Annotated in this window: 12 protein-coding genes; 3 read left to right on the top strand and 9 right to left on the bottom strand. The window is 76.2% G+C overall.

Going from position 1 to position 20,307, the window contains the following annotated elements:
• The 3 genes from ACI79R_RS03980 to ACI79R_RS03970 all read right to left on the bottom strand — a co-directional run.
• A partial coding sequence (locus tag ACI79R_RS03980; RefSeq protein WP_456572266.1) for a reprolysin-like metallopeptidase occupies positions 1–2,100 on the bottom strand: 2,100 nt, incomplete at its 3' end.
• A gap of 77 nt (positions 2,101–2,177) precedes the next feature.
• The gene (locus ACI79R_RS03975) at positions 2,178–3,872 is read right to left on the bottom strand and encodes a reprolysin-like metallopeptidase (protein WP_456572265.1); all 1,695 of its coding nucleotides are present in this window, start codon (positions 3,870–3,872) and stop codon (positions 2,178–2,180) included.
• 105 nt (positions 3,873–3,977) lie between these two features.
• Complete coding sequence (locus ACI79R_RS03970) at positions 3,978–5,381, bottom strand: NAD(P)H-quinone dehydrogenase (protein ID WP_456572264.1); 1,404 nt, start codon at positions 5,379–5,381, stop codon at positions 3,978–3,980.
• A gap of 115 nt (positions 5,382–5,496) precedes the next feature.
• Here ACI79R_RS03970 and ACI79R_RS03965 point away from each other — a divergent pair, with 115 nt between their 5' ends.
• The 3 genes from ACI79R_RS03965 to ACI79R_RS03955 all read left to right on the top strand — a co-directional run bounded on the left by ACI79R_RS03965 (position 5,497) and on the right by ACI79R_RS03955 (position 11,153).
• Positions 5,497–5,955 carry a gamma-glutamylcyclotransferase family protein gene (locus ACI79R_RS03965; RefSeq protein WP_456572263.1) on the top strand — a complete coding sequence of 153 codons (459 nt, stop codon included), beginning with the start codon at positions 5,497–5,499 and terminating at the stop codon, positions 5,953–5,955.
• Between the two features lie 99 nt (positions 5,956–6,054).
• Positions 6,055–8,646 (top strand): protein kinase domain-containing protein, encoded by a 2,592-nt coding sequence (locus ACI79R_RS03960; protein ID WP_456572262.1) that lies wholly within the window; start codon positions 6,055–6,057, stop codon positions 8,644–8,646.
• Positions 8,647–8,729: 83 nt separating this feature from the next.
• Positions 8,730–11,153: a BMP family ABC transporter substrate-binding protein gene (locus ACI79R_RS03955; RefSeq protein ID WP_456572261.1), complete on the top strand. Its 2,424-nt coding sequence runs from the start codon at positions 8,730–8,732 to the stop codon at positions 11,151–11,153.
• An 11-nt stretch (positions 11,154–11,164) separates the two neighbouring features.
• Here ACI79R_RS03955 and ACI79R_RS03950 read toward each other — a convergent pair whose 3' ends face one another.
• The 6 genes from ACI79R_RS03950 to ACI79R_RS03925 all read right to left on the bottom strand — a co-directional run bounded on the left by ACI79R_RS03950 (position 11,165) and on the right by ACI79R_RS03925 (position 20,229).
• Positions 11,165–12,448, bottom strand: a complete 1,284-nt coding sequence (locus ACI79R_RS03950) for an acyltransferase family protein (protein ID WP_456572260.1) — start codon at positions 12,446–12,448, stop codon at positions 11,165–11,167.
• A gap of 102 nt (positions 12,449–12,550) precedes the next feature.
• On the bottom strand, positions 12,551–13,543 hold the full coding sequence (gene meaB / locus ACI79R_RS03945) for a methylmalonyl Co-A mutase-associated GTPase MeaB (RefSeq protein ID WP_456572259.1): 993 nt from the start codon (positions 13,541–13,543) through the stop codon (positions 12,551–12,553).
• 14 nt (positions 13,544–13,557) lie between these two features.
• Positions 13,558–15,783 carry a methylmalonyl-CoA mutase gene (gene scpA / locus ACI79R_RS03940; protein ID WP_456572258.1) on the bottom strand — a complete coding sequence of 742 codons (2,226 nt, stop codon included), beginning with the start codon at positions 15,781–15,783 and terminating at the stop codon, positions 13,558–13,560.
• Complete coding sequence (locus ACI79R_RS03935) at positions 15,780–17,744, bottom strand: methylmalonyl-CoA mutase subunit beta (protein WP_456572257.1); 1,965 nt, start codon at positions 17,742–17,744, stop codon at positions 15,780–15,782. The genes scpA and ACI79R_RS03935 overlap by 4 nt, the downstream gene beginning before the upstream one ends.
• A gap of 38 nt (positions 17,745–17,782) precedes the next feature.
• Complete coding sequence (locus ACI79R_RS03930; protein ID WP_456572256.1) at positions 17,783–19,030, bottom strand: amidohydrolase; 1,248 nt, start codon at positions 19,028–19,030, stop codon at positions 17,783–17,785.
• A complete protein-coding gene (locus tag ACI79R_RS03925) occupies positions 19,027–20,229 on the bottom strand; it encodes a glutamate--cysteine ligase (protein ID WP_456572255.1) in 1,203 nt (400 codons plus the stop codon). Before ACI79R_RS03925 ends, ACI79R_RS03930 begins: the two co-directional genes overlap by 4 nt.
• Between the last annotated feature and the right edge of the window lie 78 nt (positions 20,230–20,307).

Below are 20,307 nucleotides of genomic sequence, written 5' to 3'. Positions count from 1 at the left end.
GGCGATCGGATAGCCCAGCACCGCCGGACCACCGTGCGCCACGTACCGCTGCAGGATCGCCCCGCGGATCATGTGCGCACCCGTGGCCGCCGACCAGTAGATCGTCCCGCCGGCGAACTGCGTCATGTACCCACCCGGCGCCGGGGAGTCGTCGCCGATCGGATACCCCAGCGGGCCCCGCTGCCGGCCCAGCGCGTCCCAGTGCGACAGGATCGCCCCCCGCACCACGTGCGCGCCGGTGGCCGGCGACCAGTAGATGACCCCGCCCTGCAGCCGCACCAGCGCACCGGTGCCGTCGGCGGTCCCACCGTCGTCGGCGATCGGATAGCCCAGCACCGCCGGACCACCGTGCGCCACGTACCGCTGCAGGATCGCCCCGCGGATCATGTGCGCACCCGTGGCCGCCGACCAGTAGATCGTTCCGCCGGCGAACTGCGTCATGAACCCACCCGGCGCCGGGGAGTCGTCGCCGATCGGATACCCCAGCGGGCCGCCCTGCCGGCCCAGCGCGTCCCAGTGCGACAGGATCGCCCCCCGCACCACGTGCGCACCCGTGGCCGGCGACCAGTAGATCCAGCCGCCCACGTAGCCGCGCCGGCAGCCGCCCCCGGCCAGGCCGCACTCCTCGGGCGTGGTGGCCGGGCCCAGCGGACCGGTCGCGCCGCCCATCGCCTGGTGCCGGACGGCGATCGCGCCACCCGAGCCGACCGGGCGGTCCTGCACGCCGATGGCCACCGTGGCGCCGTCGGGGCCGGTCCCGTGGAGGGTGAGCGTGAAGACGCCTCCGGCGACGGGGACGGCGACCCCCTGCGGCAGCGCGGTCTGCAGGTCGTCGTCCCAGGACGTCTGGGGCGAGGGCGTCGGGTCGTACAGGAGCGAGGTGTTGGACCCGGTGGACGAGCGGTGCAGCAGCACCCCGGTCTGCAGCCGGGGCCAGTTGCCCGTGGTGCCGAGCCACGCGTCCCGGCCGGACGCCGCGCGGTACTCCAGCCAGTAGGTCTGCCCCCCGCCGGCGTCGAGGCGCACGGCCCGGATCAGGCCCGCCGAGCTCATCGGGGCCAGGGTCACGTACTGCGTCGGGCTGCCGGTGCCGATCCGGATCCAGTCGCGGCCCTCCGTCCACACCGACGACGGGCCGAGCACGTCGAGCTGGGGCGCGTTGACCGAGCCGACCTGGTCCCAGGAGATGCCCATGACGTCGTACCAGTCGTAGTACGCCCGGGTGCGGCAGGCGCCCTGCGGATCGCACTGCTGCTCCGAGGAGTGCCCGAGCCCCAGGTTGTGGCCGAGCTCGTGGGCCATCACCGACAGCTCGACGTCGCGCACGTAGGAGTAGCCACCCAGCAGGCCGCTCCGGCCCACCTCCGCCAGGCCGTAGGCGCATCCCTGCAGGTTCGCGGGCGTGCTGGAGAGGTAGAGCATCAGGTGCTTGCCCGGGCCGGGTGTCCAGCCGATGCGGCCGGCCACCTCGTCCCACAGGTCGTAGGGCTCGGAGCAGCCGGCGGCGGTGTCCATCCAGTCGTGGGTGCCCGCGACGCCGAAGCGGACGGCGTCGCCGGTCTGCTCCGACCAGAAGGAGCGCACCGCGCCGTCGACCATGGCGACGACGTCGGCCAGGCGGGCCCCGTCGCGCACGCCGCCGGCGGGGTTGACCATCGCGACGGTGACCTGGTTGGTCGTGCCCGGCGGCACGGCCGCCGCGGGCGGCGGCGGGGCGAGGACGTCGGCGGCGAGCACCTCGAAGGCCGGCTCGAGGCCCGGGGCGGCGGCCGGCTCGTCGCCGGCCTCCGCGCCGACGGTCACCTCGACGGTGGAGCCCACCGGGATGGCGGCGACGTCCTCGGTGGGCACGCGGACGGTGGCGCCGTCCTCGGCGCGGATCCAGCTGAGCGGGCCCTCGTCGCCGTGCGTGGTGGCCTCGCCGGGGTCGGCGTACTCCGGCCAGGCCTGGACCAGCTCGCCGACGACGGTCTCGGCGCCGGCCTCGGCCGGCGGCTCCTCGGCACGGGACGCCGTGGGGACGGCGACCACGGGCACCAGCACCGCGGCGGCGGCGAGGACGAGCGACCGCAGGGACCACGGCCGACGGGCTTGGGACACGGACGACTCCTGGACGAACGGGCTGCTGCCTCCTCCATCGGCGCACGAGCGGCCGATCTGGAGCCGGAGCTGGGGCGTCAGGGACGGGTGCGGCGCAGGCGGGCCCGGACGAGGGCGCGGCCGGCGACGAGGGTCGCGCCCGAGACCCCGAGCCCGGCCAGCAGCGGCAGGGCCCAGCTCGGCTCCGGACCCTGCTGGGCCCGGGGGGCCAGCCGCGGCGTCGCGGCGACCTCGTGCTCGAGCGGCGCGCCGGCCGCGACGGGGGCGGGGGCCGGCGCCGGGGCGGGGGCGGGCGCCGGGGTCGGGGCCAGGGCATCGGCGACGGCCGGTGCGGGAGCGGCGTCGGCGGTGGTGCCGGGCGTGCCGGGCAGCACGTCGGGCGCCGGGGCGGGCGCGCCCGGCGCGGCGGTGGCGGCGGTCGCGGAGGGCACGACCTGGACCGTGGCACCGGCCGGGCCGGCCTCCTGCACGGTCAGCGTGTAGCCGCCGGCCAGCGGCACGGGCACGCCGACCGGCAGGGCGGCCTGCAGGTCGCCGTCCCAGTCGCCGGCGGCCGAGGGGGTGCCGTCGAGCAGCAGCGAGGTGTCCGGCAGCGCGCCGGCGCGGTGCACGAGCACGCCGGTCTGCAGCCGGTAGCGGTTGGCCGGACCGGAGAGCCACGCGTCCTGGGCGGTGGCCGCCCGGAGCTCCACCCAGTAGGAGCCGCCGTCGGCCGTAGTGAGCTGCAGGGCGCGGACGCCGGTCGCTCCGGCCAGCGGCGCCAGCGCGACCGTCCCCGGGCCGTCGGCGGCGCTGCGCGTGACCGTCGCGCCGGCCGGCAGCACGCCGAGCCGGGCGGCCTGGGCGGCGGTGAGCGCGCCCACGGCGTCCCAGGAGGCGCCCATGACGTCGTAGTAGTCGCGGTAGGCCGCCGTCCGGCAGGTGCCGGTCTCCACCGCGCCGTCGCACTGCCGGCCGGAGGAGTGGCCCAGGCCCAGGTTGTGGCCGAGCTCGTGGGCGATCAGCGAGGGCAGCACGTCCCGCACGTAGGCCCGCCCGCCGGACCCGGCAGAGCTGCCGACCTGGGCGAGGGCGTAGGAGCAGCCGGGCATGTCCCGCGGCTGGCTGCTCACGTACAGCAGCAGGTGCCGGCCGGGGCCGGGGACGAAGCCGACGGCGGCCGCGGCCTCGTCCCACATGCCGGCCGGGTCGGCGCAGCCGGCCTCGGTGGTCGTCCAGTCGCGCGCGGCGGTGACCCCGAAGGAGACCGCGCCGCCGGTCTGCCCGGCCCAGAAGTCGGCGACCGGGCCGTCGACGGCGGCGACGACCGAGGCCAGCGTCGTGCCGTCGCGGTGCCCGCCGGCCGGCACCACCATGACGACGGTGACCTCGTTGGTGCGCGGGCGGGCCGGCGTGGCCGGGACGGCGAGGGTCCGGCCCTCGAGCACCTCCCGGGGAGCCGGGCCGTCCTCGTCGTCGCTGCCGGCGGTCTCGTCGCCGACGGTCAGCTCGACGGTGCCGCCCACCGGCAGCCCGGCGACGTCCGCGGTGTCGACCCGCACGCTCTCGCCCGCGGCGGTCTCCACCCAGCTGATCGGCTCCTCGGCGGCGTGCGCGTGCTCGCCGGCCAGCGCGTCGTCCGGCCAGGCCTGCACCAGCTCGCCGACGACGGTCGCGGCCGGCTCGTCGGCGGCGGCGACCGAGGGCAGCGCGACCGGGGCCAGGGCGGCGGCGAGCACCGCCAGCAGCGGGCGCAGCCGGCGACGGCGGCCAGCGGCGGGGGTGGGAGACATCCCTCCCGACATCGGCGGCCCGCGCGCGCGTCGGCACCGGATCCGGCCGGTTGAGCCGAACTGGTGTCACATCCGGATCACGGGGCGCTCCCGACCCCGGCGTCCCTAGGCCGAGTCGTCCGACCCCATCAGCCGGCGGCCGGCCTCGGTGATCGACCCGGACAGCGACGGGTAGATGGCGAAGGTCTGCGCCAGGTCGGCGACGGTGAGCCCCTTGGTGACCGCCAGGGCGATCGGCAGGATCAGCTCCGAGGCGCCCGGGGCCACGACGACGCCGCCGACGACCACCCCGGTGGAGCGGCGGGCGAAGAGCTTCACGAAGCCGTCGCGGAGGTCGGCCATCTTGGCGCGGGCGTTGGTGGCCAGCGGCAGGCGCACGGTCTCGACGTCGGGGTCCTCCCCCATCGACTTCTGCTGCACGCCGACGGTGGCGATCTCGGGGTGGGTGAAGACGTTGGCGGCGACCGTCTTCAGCTTGATCGGCGCGACCGCCTCCCCGAGGGCGTGCCACATGGCGATGCGGCCCTGCATCGCCGCCACCGACGCGAGCTGGAACACACCGGTGACGTCGCCGGCGGCGTAGATGCCGGGCACCGAGGTGCGGGAGACGCGGTCGACAACCACGTGACCGGACTCGGTGACCCGCACCCCGTGGCTCTCGAGGTTCAGGCCCGAGGTGTTCGGCACCGTGCCCACCGTCATCAGGGCGTGCGAGCCCTCCACGGTGCGCCCGTCGGTGAGCTCGACGACGACGCCCTTCTCGGTGCGCCGCACCCCGGCGGCGCGGCCGCGCTCCAGGCGGCCACCGCGGGACTGGAAGACGTCCTCCAGCACCTCGGCGGCATCGGCGTCCTCCCCGGGCAGCACCCGGTCGCGCGAGGAGACGAGGGTGACCGGCACCCCGGCCTCCAGGTATCCGGAGGCGAACTCCGCGCCGGTGACGCCGGACCCGACGACGACGAGGTGCTCGGGCCGCTCGGCGAGGTCGTAGACGTCGCGCCAGTCGAGGATGCGCTGGTGGTCGGGCTCGGCGCCGGGGAGCACGCGCGGGTCGGCACCGGTGGCGATGAGGACGACGTCGCCCTGGATCTCGTCGACGACGGTCCCCGACGCGTCGAGGATCTCCACCTCGTGCGCGGCCAGACCGGGGACGTCGTCGGCGAGCCGCCCCTGGCCGGCGACGATCGTCACCCCCTCGGCCCGGAGGCGGGCGTGGATGTCGGCCGACTGGGCCAGCGACAGGTTCTTGACCCGGTGGTTGGCCTGCGCGAGGTCGAGGCTCACCGTGGTCGGGTCGGCGCCGTGCACGCCGAGGACGGCGGAGTCGCGCACCGACGTCATGGCGCCGGCGGCGGCGATGAAGGCCTTGGAGGGCACGCAGTCGGTGAGCACGCTGGCCCCGCCGAGGCCGTCCCGCTCCACGACGGTGACCTCCGCACCGAGCGAGGCGGCGACGAGCGCGGCCTCGTAGCCGGCCGGGCCACCGCCGATGATCACGATGCGGGTCATGGGTCTCTCCTGCGGGTTCGGTGCGGGACTGCCCGTCCATCTTCCCCGGCGCGGGCGCCCGGTGTCGGCAGCCTCACGGGTCGTCCCCGCCACATCGACCGTAGGCTCGGGCGCGATGGCTCTCTACGCCGCCTACGGGTCGAACATGGACCCGGCCCAGATGCTCCGGCGCTGCCCGTCCTCCCCCCACGCGGGAACCGGCTGGATCCGCGGGTGGCGGCTGACCTTCGGCGCCGAGGAGTTCGGCTGGGAGGGCGCGCTGGCCACGCTCGTCCCGGCCGACGACGACGCGACCGGCGTGTTCGTGGCGCTCTACGACCTCACCGAGGCCGACGAGCGCGCGCTGGACGCCTGGGAGGGCGCCGACCTCGGGCTCTACCGCAAGCTCAACCTCCGGGTGCACACCCTGGCCGGCGACGTCGTGGCCTACGTCTACGCGCTGGACGCCTTCGAGGGCGGGCTGCCCTCCGCGCGGTACCTCGGCGCCCTGGCCGACGCGGCGGAGGCCGCCGGGGCGCCGGACGACTACCTGGCCGAGCTGCGGTCGCGGGAGTGCCGCTCCACCGGCGTCTGACCGTTCCGCGCGGGCGACCCGCCCGGCCGGGTGCGATCCCTGCCATGCTCCGCCCGGCTGCTGCTCGAGCCGCACACGCCGAGGTCAACGGGGACGCGCATGACGCTGCCGGTCGGGGCCACCGTCGCCGGGTACACGGTGCTGCGCCTGCTCGGCCAGGGCGGGATGGGCGCGGTCTACCTCGTGCAGCACCCGAGCCTGCCGCGGCGGGACGTGCTGAAGCTGCTGCACGGCGCCATGGCGGCCAGCCCCTCGTTCCGCGCCCGGTTCCAGCACGAGGCCCGGCTGGCCGCCGGGCTGGACCACCCGAACATCGTGCAGGTCTACGACCAGGGTGCGGAGGGTCCGGACCTGTGGATCCGCATGCAGTACGTCGACGGCAGCGACGCCGCCGCCGCCGTGGCGCAGGGCCCGTTGGAACCACTGCGCGCGCTGCACGTCGTCCGCTCGGTGGCCGCGGCGCTGGACCACGCGCACGCCCGCGGGCTGCTGCACCGCGACGTGAAGCCGGCCAACATCCTGCTCGCCCCCGGCCACGCGCCGGGCGAGCCCGAGCGGGTGCTGCTGACCGACTTCGGCATCGCCAAGGCCCTCGACGAGGACGTCGCGCTCACCGGCACGGGCCAGTCGTTCCTCAGCCCGGCGTACGCCGCACCGGAGCGGTTCGGCAGCGGGCCGGTCGACGCCCGCGTCGACGTCTACGCCCTCGGCTGCGTGCTCTACGAGCTGCTCACCGGGTCGGTGCCCTTTCCGCGGACGTCCCTGCTCGCCTCGGTCACCGCCCACCTCGGGGAGCCCCCGCCCGACCCGCGCGCGCTGCGCCCCGGGCTGCCGGCCGGGGTGACCGACGTCGTCGCCACCGCGATGGCCAAGGAGCCGGGTGACCGGTATGCCTCGTGCGGCGTGCTGGCCGAGGCACTGACGACCGCGCTGCGCCCGCTGCTCCCCTCCGCCGAGGACCCCGGCCGCACCCGGGTGACCGGCGGGCATCCCCCCGGCCCGCACCGGGTCGCCGTCCGCGCCCGGGCCGGGTCGCGCCCCTGGACGACGGTCGGCGGCGTCGACACCGCCACGCTGCCCGCCGACCGGCGCACGGTCGTGGAGACCGCCGTCCAGCAGGCGGTGGCCGCCCGGGAGCGGCCCTCCGGCCCCGAGGTCCCCGGGCCGGGCGCGGTGTCCGTCGAGGTCGACGTCGAGCACCCCGGCGGCGGGGAGCGGTTCGGCTGGGTGCACCGCGGCCCGGCGCATCCGCCCGAGTGGGACCGGGTGGTGGCCGCCGTGCTCGGCGGCGACGCGGACACCCGGCTGGACGCCGCCGGCGCGGACGGCGGGCGGGGCCGCGGTCCGCTGCGGCCGCGCGTGGTCCTGGCGGCCGCCGTCGCGGCCCTCGCCGTGGCCGGCGCCACCACCGCCGTCGTCCTCACCAGCGGACCGAAGGACGCCTCGGCCGCCGATCCGGCCGCCGATCCGGCCGGCTCGGACCCGGCCGGGCCGGTGCCGACGGCCTACGGCGCCACGAGCAACACCAACGACGTGCTCGGCTACGACTTCGAGGAGTCCGGGGCGCTGGCCGGCATGGTCGGGACGTCGGCCGGCGCCGACCTCCCGGAGGACTTCCTGCTCCGGGTGGCCGCCGCGGACGCGGCGGTCGAGGACCTCGACGTCGTGGCCGCGAGCTACGACGCCCTCGTCGTGACCGCGCTGGCCGCGGAGTGGGCAGGCAGCAACGACGCCCGCGTGTTCCGGGCCGCGGTCGGCGCGATGACCACCGGCGGCGAGCGGTGCACCGACCCCGCCGCCTGCCTGGCGCTGGCAGAGGACGGCACCGACCCCGACTACGACGGGCTCAGCGGCCCGCTGGAGCTCACCGAGGCGGGCGAGCCCGCGGTCGCGCCGTTCGCCGTCCGCTCGTTCACCGGGCTCAACGAGCTCGCGCCCGACGCGGAGTACGTGCTCGGCGGCGACCCCGGCGACGCCGACGGGTCGGCGCCGCCCGCGGCCGGCGGGGACGACCCGCCCGAGCCGCTGCTGGTGGGCGCGCTGCTCCCCTACACCGGCACCGACCAGCGCCTGGCGCCGGCGGCCGCCGTCGGGTTCGCCCTGGCGCTCGAGGACGTCAACGCGGCCGGCGGGGTGCACGGCCGCCCCGTCGAGCTGGTCGAGGCCGACGCCGGCGACTACTCCTCCGGGCTGGCCGGCGCGGCGGTGGCCGACCTGGTGGGGCGCGGTGCCCACGCGCTGGTCGGGCCGATCTCGGACGTCGTCATCTCCACCGTGCTCGAGCAGGTGACGGCCGCCGGCGTGCTGCTCGTGGCCTCCGCCAGCGACTCCGACACCCTGGTCGGCGAGCCCGACGCCGACCTGTTCGCCCGCACCAGCCCCGGGGACCGGCTGGAGGCCCTGGCGCTGGCCGACCTCGTGCTGGCCGACGGCCACCGCAGCGTCGGGGTGCTGGCCCTCGACGGCCAGTTCACCGAGCTGGCCGGGGTGCTGGAGCGCCGGCTGGCCGAGGCCGGCATCCCGCTGGCCGACATCACCGTGGTGGCCTACGAGGACGACGACCCGCCGGAGGAGGCCATCGCCGAGCTCGTCGAGGTCCGCCCGGACGCCGTCGTCCTGCTCGGCTTCACGGAGGACACCGCGGCCCTGCTGGCCGCCCTGAACGCCGCCGGCATCGGCCCCGCCCGCTGACCGGCCCCGGCCGCACCGCCGTGCCATGATGCGCGGCGGCGGCCCGGGCGGGGACGCCGCTGCCGACCGTGACGGGAACGCCCATGTCGCTGCCCATCGGGGCGACCATCGCCGGCTGCCGGGTGGTGCGGCTGCTGGGACGCGGCGGCATGGGCTCGGTCTACCTGGTGCAGAACCTGGCGCTGGACCGGCCCGAGGTGCTCAAGGTGATGCACGGGTCGCTGGCCACCGATCCGCAGCTGCGGGCGCGCTTCGAGCACGAGGCCCGGCTGGCCGCCCGGCTGCACCACCCCAACGTGGTCACCGTGCACGGCCTCGGGGTCACCGGCGAGGACCTGTGGATCCGCATGCAGTACGTCGAGGGCACCGACCTGGCACAGGTGCTCTCGACCGGCCCGCTGGACCTCGGGCGCGCCCTGCACGTGCTCAGCTCGGTCGCGGCGGCGCTGGACACCGCGCACGGGGCCGGACTGCTGCACCGGGACGTGAAGCCGGCGAACGTGCTCATCGCGCCCGACCCGACCCCGGGCGGACCGGGCGCCCGGGTGCTGCTCACCGACTTCGGCATCGCCAAGGCCCTGGACACCGACCTGCGGCTCACCGTCTCCGGGCAGGCCTTCCTGACCCCCGCCTACGCCGCCCCGGAGGTGTTCGGCGGCGGGCCGGTCGACCGGCGGGTGGACGTCTACGCCCTCGGCTGCGTGCTCTTCGAGATGCTCACCGGCCGGGTGCCCTATCCGCGGGAGAGCTTCTACGCGCTGCTGACCGCGCACGCGACCGAGCCGGTGCCCGATCCCCGGCAGCTGCGGCCGGACCTGCCGCCGGGGATCACCGCCGTCCTCGCCGCGGCCCTGGCCAAGGACCCGGCGCAGCGCTTCCCGAGCTGTGGCGCGCTGGCCGCGGCGGCCACGGCGGCGCTGACGTCGTCGGGCGGCACGCCGGCTCCGCCGCCGCCCGTGGCCGCGCCGGCCGGCGCGGACTCCCCCACCGATCCGCTGCCGGGTCCGCACCGGGTCACCGTGACCGGGCTGCTCGACGGCGGCCGCCGGCTGATGCCGCTCGGCCGGCTGGACACCGCCGTCCTGCCCGGCGCCGAGCGGGCCGCGGCCGAGGAGCTGGTCCGCGCCGCCTGGTCGGCGGGCGACGGGGTGCAGCACCCCACGGCCGGCCCCGGCGCGCTGCTGGAGATCGCCGTCGAGCACGCCGGCGGCACGGAGCGGATGCGCTTCGCGCCGGCCGCACCCGGCCGTCCCGAGCCGGTGGACCGGCTGGCCGAGCGGGTGGCCGGCCCGCACTGGGACGCCGCGCTGCGCGCGGCCGGCGGCTTCGGCGCGCCGCCGACCGTGGTCGGCGACCGCGGCTCCCCCGAGCAGGGGTCCGCGCCGGTGCCTCCCCCGGCGCCGCCGGTGCGGGGTCGGCGCACGGGCGTGCTGGTCGCCGCGGGCGTCGCCGTCCTGCTGGTCGTCGCGACCGTGCTGACCGTGGTGCTGTGGCCGCGCGACGAGGGGCCGGCCGGCGCGACCGCCTCCGGCTCGACGTCCTCCGCCTCCCCGGGGACGGCGCCGGTCGAGACGGTCCGGATCGGCGTCGCCTACGACCTGGCGGAGCCGGACGAGGCCGACTTCAACAACCTCACGTACCTCGGCCTCAGCGAGGCCGTCGGGGAGGACGTCGCCCTCAAGATGCAGGCGGTGACCCCCGTGGCCGCGGACGGCTCGGACCGCGCCGACCTGCTCACCGAGCTCGCCGACCAGGGCTACGACCCGGTGATCGCGGTCGGCTTCACCTACGTCGACGCCCTCGCCCAGGTGGCGCCGCGGTATCCCGACACCCGCTTCGCAGTGGTCGACGCCTCCGTCGAGGGACTCGGACCGGACAACGTCACCGGGCTGCTGTTCGCCGAGGAGCAGGCGGCGTTCCTGGCCGGCGCCGCCGCGGCGCTCACGTCCAGCAGCGGAACGGTGGGCTTCGTCGGCGGCGTGCCGTCACCGGTGGTGCAGCGGTTCGAGGCCGGCTACCGGGCCGGCGCGCAGGCGGCCGCTCCGGGCACGACCGTCACCGTCCGCTACCTCTCGCCGCCGGGCGACTTCACCGGGTTCGCCGACCCGGCGGCCGGGCAGGCGGTCGCCGCCGGGATGTACGCCGCAGGCACCGACGTGGTCTTCACGGTCGCCGCGGCGTCGAACCCGGGGGTGTTCCTGGCCGCCGCCGAGTCCGGCGGCTGGGCCATCGGCGCCGACACCGACGAGTACCGGACCGTCGGCGACCCCTCCCTGCAGCCGGCGATCCTCACGTCCGCGGTCAAGAACGTGGACGTCGCGGTCCGGGACTACGTGACCGCAGTCCTCGCCGGGGAGGACGTCGGGGGCGACGTCGTGCACGACCTGGCCGCCGGCGGCGTCGGCCTGGCGGCCTCCGGGAACCGCATCGGCGACATCCGGCCGCAGCTCGACGCGCTCGCCGACCGGGTGGTCAGCGGCGAGATCACGGTGCCGACCCGGCCCTGAGCCGGGGCGCGCTACCCGACCGGCGTGCGCGGGTGCCGGTCGGCCGGCGCGGGAACCCGCGGGCCCGGCCGCGCCGGCGGGACGGGGCGCCGGGCGAGCAGGTGCGGGGCCTGCGGCCGCGGCGCCGGGACGACGGTGTGCGGCCCGGCGTCGGCGGCGGGCTCCTCGGGCAGCGCGGCCGGCCGGGCCTCCGGCTGCGGCGCCGGCCGGCCGGCGGCGAGCGCGGCCAGCTCCCGCTCGACCGCGCGGCGCAGCCGCGGGCCGAGCGGCCGCTCGACCAGCCGGTGCACGGCGTAGGCGACGAGGAGCATGAGGGCCACCACCACGGCCAGCACGGCGTAGACCGGCAGCCGCGGCGTCAGGTGCCGGATCAGCACCCAGCCCACGTACTGGTGCACCAGGTACAGCGGATAGGTCAGCGCTCCCAGGAGGGTCAGCCAGCGCCAGTCGAGCCGGGCGACCGGCGTGAGGGTGACCAGCACGACCGCGCCGATGCAGAGGGTCAGCAGCACCGCCACGCCGGCGAAGGAGACCCCGGCCCCGGCGACGTCCAGCGTCCAGGCCCGGAAGTGGGTGTCGCAGACCCGCAGGGCGGCCACGTAGTCGAACGCGAGCAGCAGCCCGACGGAGGGGCTCCAGCCCTCCCGGTACACCAGGTAGAGCAGCAGCCCGATGCAGAAGAACGGCGCGTACAGCGGCTCGAGCAGCGCCGTCAGCAGGTCGGCGTGCAGCTGCCCGGCCAGGGCACCCAGCAGCGGCCAGACCAGGCAGAGGGCGAGCACCCGGCGCCGGGTGATGCCGGCGAGGGCCAGCAGCCCGAGCAGCAGGTAGAACTTCAGCTCCACCCACAGCGTCCAGTAGACGCCGTCGACGTTGCCCACGCCGAAGGCCGACTGCAGCATCGTCAGGTTGAGGGCGACGCCCGACAGCCCCAGGTTCTCCCAGACGGCGGGCACCGCCCGCGGGTCGAGGAGCAGCACGCCGGCGGTGAGGACGACGGCGATCCAGTAGGCCGGGAAGAGCCGGCCCACGCGGGAGGCCAGGAAGGAGCGCGCCGGGCGGTCCCAGGCGCTCATCAGCACCACGAAACCGCTGATGATGAAGAACAGGTACGGGCCGAAGCCGCCGTAGATCGTGAACCGGCTGATCGTCGGGAACACCGTGCGGACGCTCTCGGGCCAGGCGGTGCTGTCCCTGCCGGTGTAGTGGAACGCCACCACGGCCGCCGCGGCCAGGAAGCGCAGCCCGTCGAGTGCGCGCAGGCGTGGCGGTTCCCCGGTGCGTGTGACGTCCACGCCGTCCACGCTAGGGAGACGGGCGCGCCGATCCGGGAGGACACGGAACGGTCCGGTGCCGCTGGGACGGGAGTGTTCCGGCGGGACGGCGGAGGTGGCCGGTCAGTCCCGGGCGCGGCCGAGGAAGGCGTCGAGCAGCCGCCGGGCGGCGAGCGCGGGAGTCAGCTCGCCCGCCAGCACCGCGCGCTCCAGCTCCGGCGTCAGGCCGCGCACCTCGGGGTGCGCGCGCAGCTCGTGCTCCAGCCCGCCACGCACCAGCTGCCAGGTCCAGCGCACCTGCTGGGTGCGGCGGCGCTCGTCGAAGGCGCCCGACGCCCGGGCCCGGTCCTGGTGCTCGACCAGCGCGGCCCACACCCGGTCCAGGCCCTCGCCGGTGAGCCCGGCGCAGGTGAGCACCGGCACCTCCCACTCCTCGTCGTGCCCGCGCAGCATCCGGATCGCCCCCGCCAGCTCGCGGGCGGCCGTCCGGGCGTCGGTGGCTCCCGGCCCGTCGGCCTTGTTGACCGCGATGACGTCGGCGATCTCGAGGATGCCGCGCTTGATGCCCTGCAGCTGGTCGCCGGTGCGGGCGAGGGTCAGGAACAGGAACGAGTCGACCATCTCGGCGACGGTGACCTCGGACTGCCCGACGCCGACGGTCTCCACCAGGACGACGTCGTAGCCGGCCGCCTCGACCACGACCATCGACTCCCGGGTGGCCTGCGCGACCCCGCCGAGGGTGCCCGCGGTCGGGGACGGCCGGATGAAGGCGTGCGGATCGACCGACAGCCGGGCCATCCGCGTCTTGTCGCCCAGGATCGACCCGCCCGAGCGCGCCGACGACGGGTCGACGGCGAGCACCGCCACCTTCGACCCGGTGGCGGTCAGGTCGGTGCCCAGCTGGTCGATGAACGTCGACTTGCCCACCCCGGGCACGCCGCTGATCCCGACCCGCCGCGCTCCCCCGGCGTGCGGCAGCAGCTCGACCAGCAGCTCCTGCGCCCGCTCCCGGTGGTCACCCCGGCGGGACTCCACCAGGGTGATCGCCCGCGCCACCGACCGCCGGTCGCCGGCGCGGACCCCCTCGACCAGCGACGGGACGTCGATCCCCGCCATCAGCGCACCACGGTTCAGTGACCCAGCCGCTCCGACAGCGTCCGCAGCAGGTCCTGCGCGGCCTCGGCGATGACCGTGCCCGGGAGGAACACCGCCGCGGCGCCCATCTCCTGCAGCCGCGGCACGTCGTCGGGCGGGATGACGCCGCCGACCACGATGACCACGTCGTCGGCCCCGAGGTCGGCCAGCGCCTGCTTGAGCGCCGGCACCAGCGTCAGGTGCCCGGCGGCCAGCGACGAGACGCCGACGACGTGCACGTCGGCCTCCACCGCCTGGCGGGCGACCTCCTCCGGCGTCTGGAACAGCGGGCCCACGTCGACGTCGAAGCCGAGGTCGGCGAAAGCGGTGGCGATGACCTTCTGGCCGCGGTCGTGGCCGTCCTGGCCCATCTTGGCCACCAGGATCCGGGGACGGCGCCCCTCGGCCTCCTCGAAGGCCTCGGCCATGCGGCGGGTCTCGTCCAAGGGGCTGTCGGCTCCGTCCTGCCGGGACTGCATGGCCTCGTCGCGGTAGACGCCGGAGATGGTGCGCACCTGGCCGGCGTGCCGGCCGTAGACGACCTCGAGGGCGTCGGAGATCTCCCCCACCGTCGCCTGGGCGCGGGCGGCGTCGACGGCGAGCTTGAGCAGGTTGGCGTCCAGTTCGCGGCCGCGCCGGCCCTCGGCGGCGGCGCGCGCGGCGTCGGTCAGCCGGGACAGCGCCTCCTCCACCGCCCGGCCGTCGCGCTCGGCGCGCAGCTTCTCCAGCTTGGCCTTCTGCTGGGCGAGCACGTCGGCGTTGTCGACCCGCAGCACCTCGATCGCCTCGTCGGCCTCCACCCGGTACTTGTTCACGCCGATCACCGGCTGGCGGCCGGAGTCGATGCGGGCCTGGGTGCGGGCCGCGGCCTCCTCGATGCGCAGCTTCGGGATGCCGTCGTCGATGGCCTGGGCCATCCCGCCGTGCTCCTCGACCTCCTGGATGTGCGCCCAGGCGCGCCGGGCGAGGTCGTAGGTCAGCTTCTCCACGTAGGCCGACCCGCCCCACGGGTCGATGACCCGCGTCGTGCCCGACTCCTGCTGCAGCAGCAGCTGGGTGTTGCGGGCGATCCGGGCGGAGAAGTCGGTCGGCAGGGCCAGCGCCTCGTCCAGGGCGTTGGTGTGCAGCGACTGGGTGTGCCCCTGGGTGGCGGCCATGGCCTCCAGGCAGGTGCGGACGACGTTGTTGTAGACGTCCTGCGCGGTCAGCGACCAGCCCGAGGTCTGCGAGTGGGTGCGCAGCGACAGCGACTTGTCCTTCTGCGCCCCGGCCTGCCGGACCAGCTTGGCCCACAGCAGCCGGCCGGCGCGGAGCTTGGCGACCTCCATGAAGAAGTTCATGCCGATCGCCCAGAAGAAGCTCAGCCGGGGGGCGAACGCGTCGACGTCCAGCCCGGCGTCCTTGCCCGCCCGCAGGTACTCCACGCCGTCGGCCAGCGTGTAGGCCAGCTCCAGGTCGGCGGTCGCCCCCGCCTCCTGGATGTGGTAGCCCGAGATGGAGATCGAGTTGTACCGCGGCATCTCCTGCGAGGTGAACGCGAAGATGTCGCTGATCACCTGCATCGAGGGCTTGGGCGGGTAGATGTAGGTGTTGCGGACCATGAACTCCTTGAGGATGTCGTTCTGGATGGTCCCGGTCAGCTGCGCCGGCGCCACCCCCTGCTCCTCGGCGGCGACGATGTAGAGCGCCAGCACCGGAAGCACCGCGCCGTTCATGGTCATCGAGACGCTCATCCGGTCCAGCGGGATGCCGTCGAACAGCTGCCGCATGTCCAGGATCGAGTCGATCGCCACGCCCGCCATGCCGACGTCGCCGACCACCCGCGGGTGGTCGGAGTCGTAGCCGCGGTGCGTGGGCAGGTCGAAGGCGACCGACAGGCCCTTCTGCCCGGCGGCGAGGTTGCGCCGGTAGAAGGCGTTGGACTCCGCCGCGGTGGAGAAGCCCGCGTACTGGCGGACCGTCCACGGCTGGGTCGTGTACATCGTCGGGTAGGGCCCGCGCAGGAACGGCGGCAGGCCCGGGTAGGTGGCGAGGAAGTCCAGCCCGGCGAGGTCGGCCGGGGTGGCCAGCGGCGGCACCTCGATGCCCTCGGGGGTGGTCCAGGAGGCGTCGGCGACGGTGCGGCCGGTGGCCTCCTCGAACCGCTTGGCCCAGTCGTCGACCGAGGCCGAGGCCGCGGGACGGCCGAGCTCGGCGCCGCCGAAGTCGGGGATGGCGCTCATGCCCGCTCCTCTGTCTGGTTTCCGCCATTCGCGCGCGAAAGGCCGTCGGGGACACCCAGCTGCTCGTGGACGGTGCGCAGCGTGGTCAGCGCGTCGCACCCGGCGTACACGTACCCGTCGACGCCGTCGACCGCCAGGGACGGCTTGCCGGCCAGCCAGACCGCGGTGGCACCGGCCTCGCGCAGCGCCGCGGCCAGCGGGGCCGCGGACTCGGCGTAGTCCTTGTCGGTGCCGCAGATGCAGGCGACCGTCGTCCCGGCCTCGCCGAGGCCCCCGGCGCCGTCCCCGGACGGCGTGGCCAGCCCGCCGGCCTGGAACAGGTTGCCGGCGAACGACGCGCGGGCGGTGTGCCGGGCGACCGATCCGATGGTGGCCAGGTAGACCGCCGGCCGCGTGCCGGTCGACCGCTCGGCCGCGTCGGCGCGGTCGCGCAGCGCCTCGAACTCCTGGGCCGCGCGCACCCGCGGCAGCCCGCCGGTGTGCGCCCGCTCGGGCAGCGGCTGCCGTTCCGGCAGCTTCTCGCCCAGGTTGGGGAACTCGCTGACGCCGGTGATCGCCTCGGTGCGGTGCGCGAGGCGCTCGGCCCGCTCGGCCCAGGCCGCTCCGATCCGCTCGCCGACCAGCCCGTCGGCGAGGGCGCGGGCCAGCCCGCCGGCCCGCTCGATCTCGGTGAACCAGGACCAGGCCGCCTGCGCGAGGTCCTCGGTGAGCGACTCGACGTACCAGGAGCCGCCGGCCGGGTCGAGCACGCGGGCCAGGTGGCCCTCCTCGACCAGCAGGCTCTGGGTGTTGCGGGCGATCCGCCGGGAGAACGCGTCGGGCAGGCCGAGCGCGGCGTCGAACGGCTGCACGGTGACGACGTCGGCGCCGCCGACGCCGGCGGCGAAGCAGGCGACCGTCGTCCGCAGCATGTTGACCCAGGGGTCGCGCCGGGTCGTCATCACCGACGAGGTGACCGCGTGCTGGCGCTGGCCGCGCACGTCGGGAGACGCGCCGGACAGCTCGCCGACGCGGTCCCACAGCCGGCGGGCGGCACGCAGCGCAGCGATGGTCGTGAACTGGTCGGCGCTCGCGGAGTAGCGGAACTCGACCTGGGCGAACGCCTCGTCGACCGACAGCCCGCCCTCGGTGAGCGCCCGGAGGTAGGCCACGCCCGCGGCCAGCGAGCAGCCGAGCTCCTCGACCACCCCGGCGCCGGCGTCGGCGTAGACGGTGGCGTCGGCGACGACCGCCCGCAGGCCGGGGTGCGCGGCCGCACGGCGGGCCACGTCGGCCAGCCCGGAGAGGTCGGCGGGCTCGCCGGTGGTGGCCTGGTCGCCCAGCGGGTCCAGGCCCAGGCAGCCGCCGGGAGCGAGGTCGTCGCGGCCCTCGACGAGCGCCAGGAACGCCTCGGCCGCCGGCCACCCGCCGGAGACGGTGACCGGGGCCAGGTCGAGGTAGACGCCGTCGAGCACCTGGCCGAGCGCGTCGACCGGGATCGCGCCCTCGCCGAGCTCGAGCCAGAGCGAGGAGACGCCGTTCTCCAGGTCGGCGAGCACCGCCTCCCGCGTCGTCGCGACGTCGGGGTGGGCGTGGCGCTGGCGGACGTCCCAGCCGCCGGGGACGTCGTCGTCGGCGCCGCCGGCCGCGGTGGTGCCGGCCGCGCCGGCGCGGGTGCCGCGCACGAACGGCGGGAGGCCGGGCACGCCGACCGCGGTGGGCAGGTCGCCGGCGTCCTCGGCGGTGTACAGCGGGGCGACGGTCACGCCGGTGGCGACGGTGCGGCGCAGCGCCTCCTCGACGGGGTCGGGGAGGTCCTCCCGGCCGCCCTTGCGCAGCACCCCGGCGACGAGCTCGCGCCACTGGTCGCGGGTGACCGCGGCGAACTCCGCGGCAAGGTCGAGGTCCGCGGGGACCTCGTGCTCGGCCGGCACCTCGGCGTCGGCGTCGCCGGGTGCGGCCGTCTGCTCAGGGGCACTCATCGTCGAACGGCTCCCGTCGTCGGCTTGTCAGACGTGTTCTACCGGCGGTCCCCGGACGACGGGCGCGCGGGGCCCGGTGAGCGGCCACCCGGAGCCGATCCGGCGTCCGCGGCCAGCGCGTGCAGTGCGGTGCGGGCCAGCAGCCGCACGCCGACCCCGATGGCCCGCTCGTCGACGTCGAACGTGCCCCGGTGCAGGTCCAGGGGCGCGCCGCCGCCGTGCGTGCCCAGGCGGGCCAGCGCGATGGGCAGCACGTCGGCGAACCAGCCGAAGTCCTCCCCGCCCATGCTCTGCGGCGACAGCCGCACGCCCTCCTGACCGACGGTCTCCAGGGCCGCCGAGCGCAGCAGCGCGACCGAGCGGGGGTCGTTCACCACCGGCGGCACGCCGCGCACGTAGTCGACCTCGACCCCCGCGCCGGTGGTCGCCGCGACCCGCTCGACCAGCCCGCGCAGCCGGTCCTCGGCGGTCTGCCAGGCCTCGCGGTCGAGCACCCGCACGGTGCCGCGCAGCTGGCCGCGCTGCGGGATGGCGTTGGCCGCCACCCCGGCGTTGACCGCGCCCCACACCAGGGACATGCCGGCGCGCGGATCGACCTGGCGGGACAGCAGCGCGGGCAGGTCGGTGATCAGCCGGCCCAGGGCGTCGACCAGGTCGACGGTGAGCTGCGGGCGGGCGGTGTGCCCGCCGGGGCCGGTGAGGACGACGTCCATCCGGTCGCAGGCGGCGGTGATGGAGCCGGTCCGCAGGCCGACGGTGCCGGCCGGGATCGAGGGGTCGCAGTGCAGCGCGAAGGCCCGCGAGGCGCCGTCCAGGACGCCGGCGGCGACGACCTCCGTGGCGCCGCCGGGCACGGTCTCCTCGGCCGGCTGGAAGATGCAGCGCACGGTGCCGGGCAGGTCGTCGAGGGCGGCCAGCGCCAGCGCCGCTCCGAGCACCACGGTGGTGTGCACGTCGTGCCCGCAGGCGTGGCACATGCCCTCGCGGGTGGAGGCGTAGGGCACGTCCTTGAGGTCGGCCAGGGGCAGCGCGTCGATGTCGCCGCGCAGCACCACGACCGGGTCGCCGGACCCGATCTCCACCACCAGCCCGGTGCCGGTGGGCAGCCGCTTGGGGGTCAGGCCGGCGTTGCGCAGCCGCTGCTCGAGGAACGACGTCGTCTCGAACTCGGCGAAGGCCAGCTCCGGATGGGCGTGCAGGTGCCGCCGGACCGCGACCAGCTGGGCGGCCCGCTCGGCCACCCACTCGTCGACCGCCGCGCTGAGCTTCTCGACGGCCGCCGTCACGCCGCCGCGCCCCCGGCACAGGTGGGCGCGGCCGGCGGCGGGTCGGGCAGCTCGCCGGCCGGGCGGCTGCCCAGGCCGTCGCGCAGCTCGGCGACGAGGCTGTCGACCACCGGGCGCAGGTCGCCGCCGTGCGCGGCGGCGACCGCCCGTTGCCGCTGGTAGGACGCCCCGGCCTCGAGCACGCGGGCGACGTCGGCCAGCTCGGCCTCGCAGCCCAGCCGGCGGGCGGTGGGCTCGAGGTCCTCGACCAGGTCGGTGATCGCCTGCCGCACCGGCCGCACGGTGCCCTTGTCGTCGACGACGATGTCGGCGTCGAGCCCGTAGCGGGCCGCCCGCCACTTGTTCTCCCGCAGCACCCAGCCGGCCGGTGTGGGCAGCGTGTAGCCGCGGTCGAGCTGGGAGTCCAGCTGCTCGACCAGGCACTGCGACAGCGCGGCGACCGCGCCGACCTCGTCGAGGGTGGGCAGCCCGTCGCAGATGCGCAGCTCGACGGTGCCGAAGTCGGGGTGCGGGCGGATGTCCCACCAGACCTCGCGCACGCTCTCGATGGCCCGCGTGGAGATCAGCGTCTCCATGTAGGTCTCGAACTCGTCCCAGCCGGTGAGCTGGTACGGCAGCCCGGCGGTGGGCATCCCCTCGAAGACCTTGCTGCGGGCCGAGGCCAGGCCGGTGTCGCAGCCGACCCAGTACGGGGAGGACGCCGACAGCGCCAGGAAGTGCGGCACGTACTGGGTGAGCGCGTTGACGATCGGCACGGCCTTCTCCGGCGCGCGCACGCCGACGTGCACGTGCACGCCGAAGATCTGCAGCCGGCGGGCCAGCCACTGCATCTTCTCGACCAGCTGGAGGTAGCGCTCCTTCGGCGAGATCTCCTGGGTCTGCCAGTCGGTGAACGGGTGGGTGCCGGCGCACATCAACGCCAGGCCGCGGCGCTCGGCGGCGGCGGTCACCTCGGCGAGGGTGCCGGCGAGGTCGGCCTTGGCCTCGCCGACGGTGGTGCAGACGCCGGTGATGATCTCGATGGTCGACTGGAGCAGCTCGTGCTTGGCCTTGGCCGGCTCCTCGGCGCCCTCGGGGGTGAGCTCGGCGAGGATGTCGATGGCCCCCGCGGTCAGCTCCCGGGTCTCCCGGTCGACCAGCTGCAGCTCCCACTCGACGCCCAGGCTGGCGCGTTCGGAGGAGCGGAAGGGGATCTGCACTCCCCGAGTCTAGGGATGATCACGCCGGCCCACCCCCGGAACGAGCCGGTCGCGAACGGGCGTTCCCCCGTCCGGGGC

It is taken from the genome of Blastococcus sp. SYSU D00820, assembly GCF_054050695.1.
The sequence above is the reverse complement of the archived record's forward strand: the minus strand, read 5'-3'. Positions and strand labels throughout refer to the sequence as shown.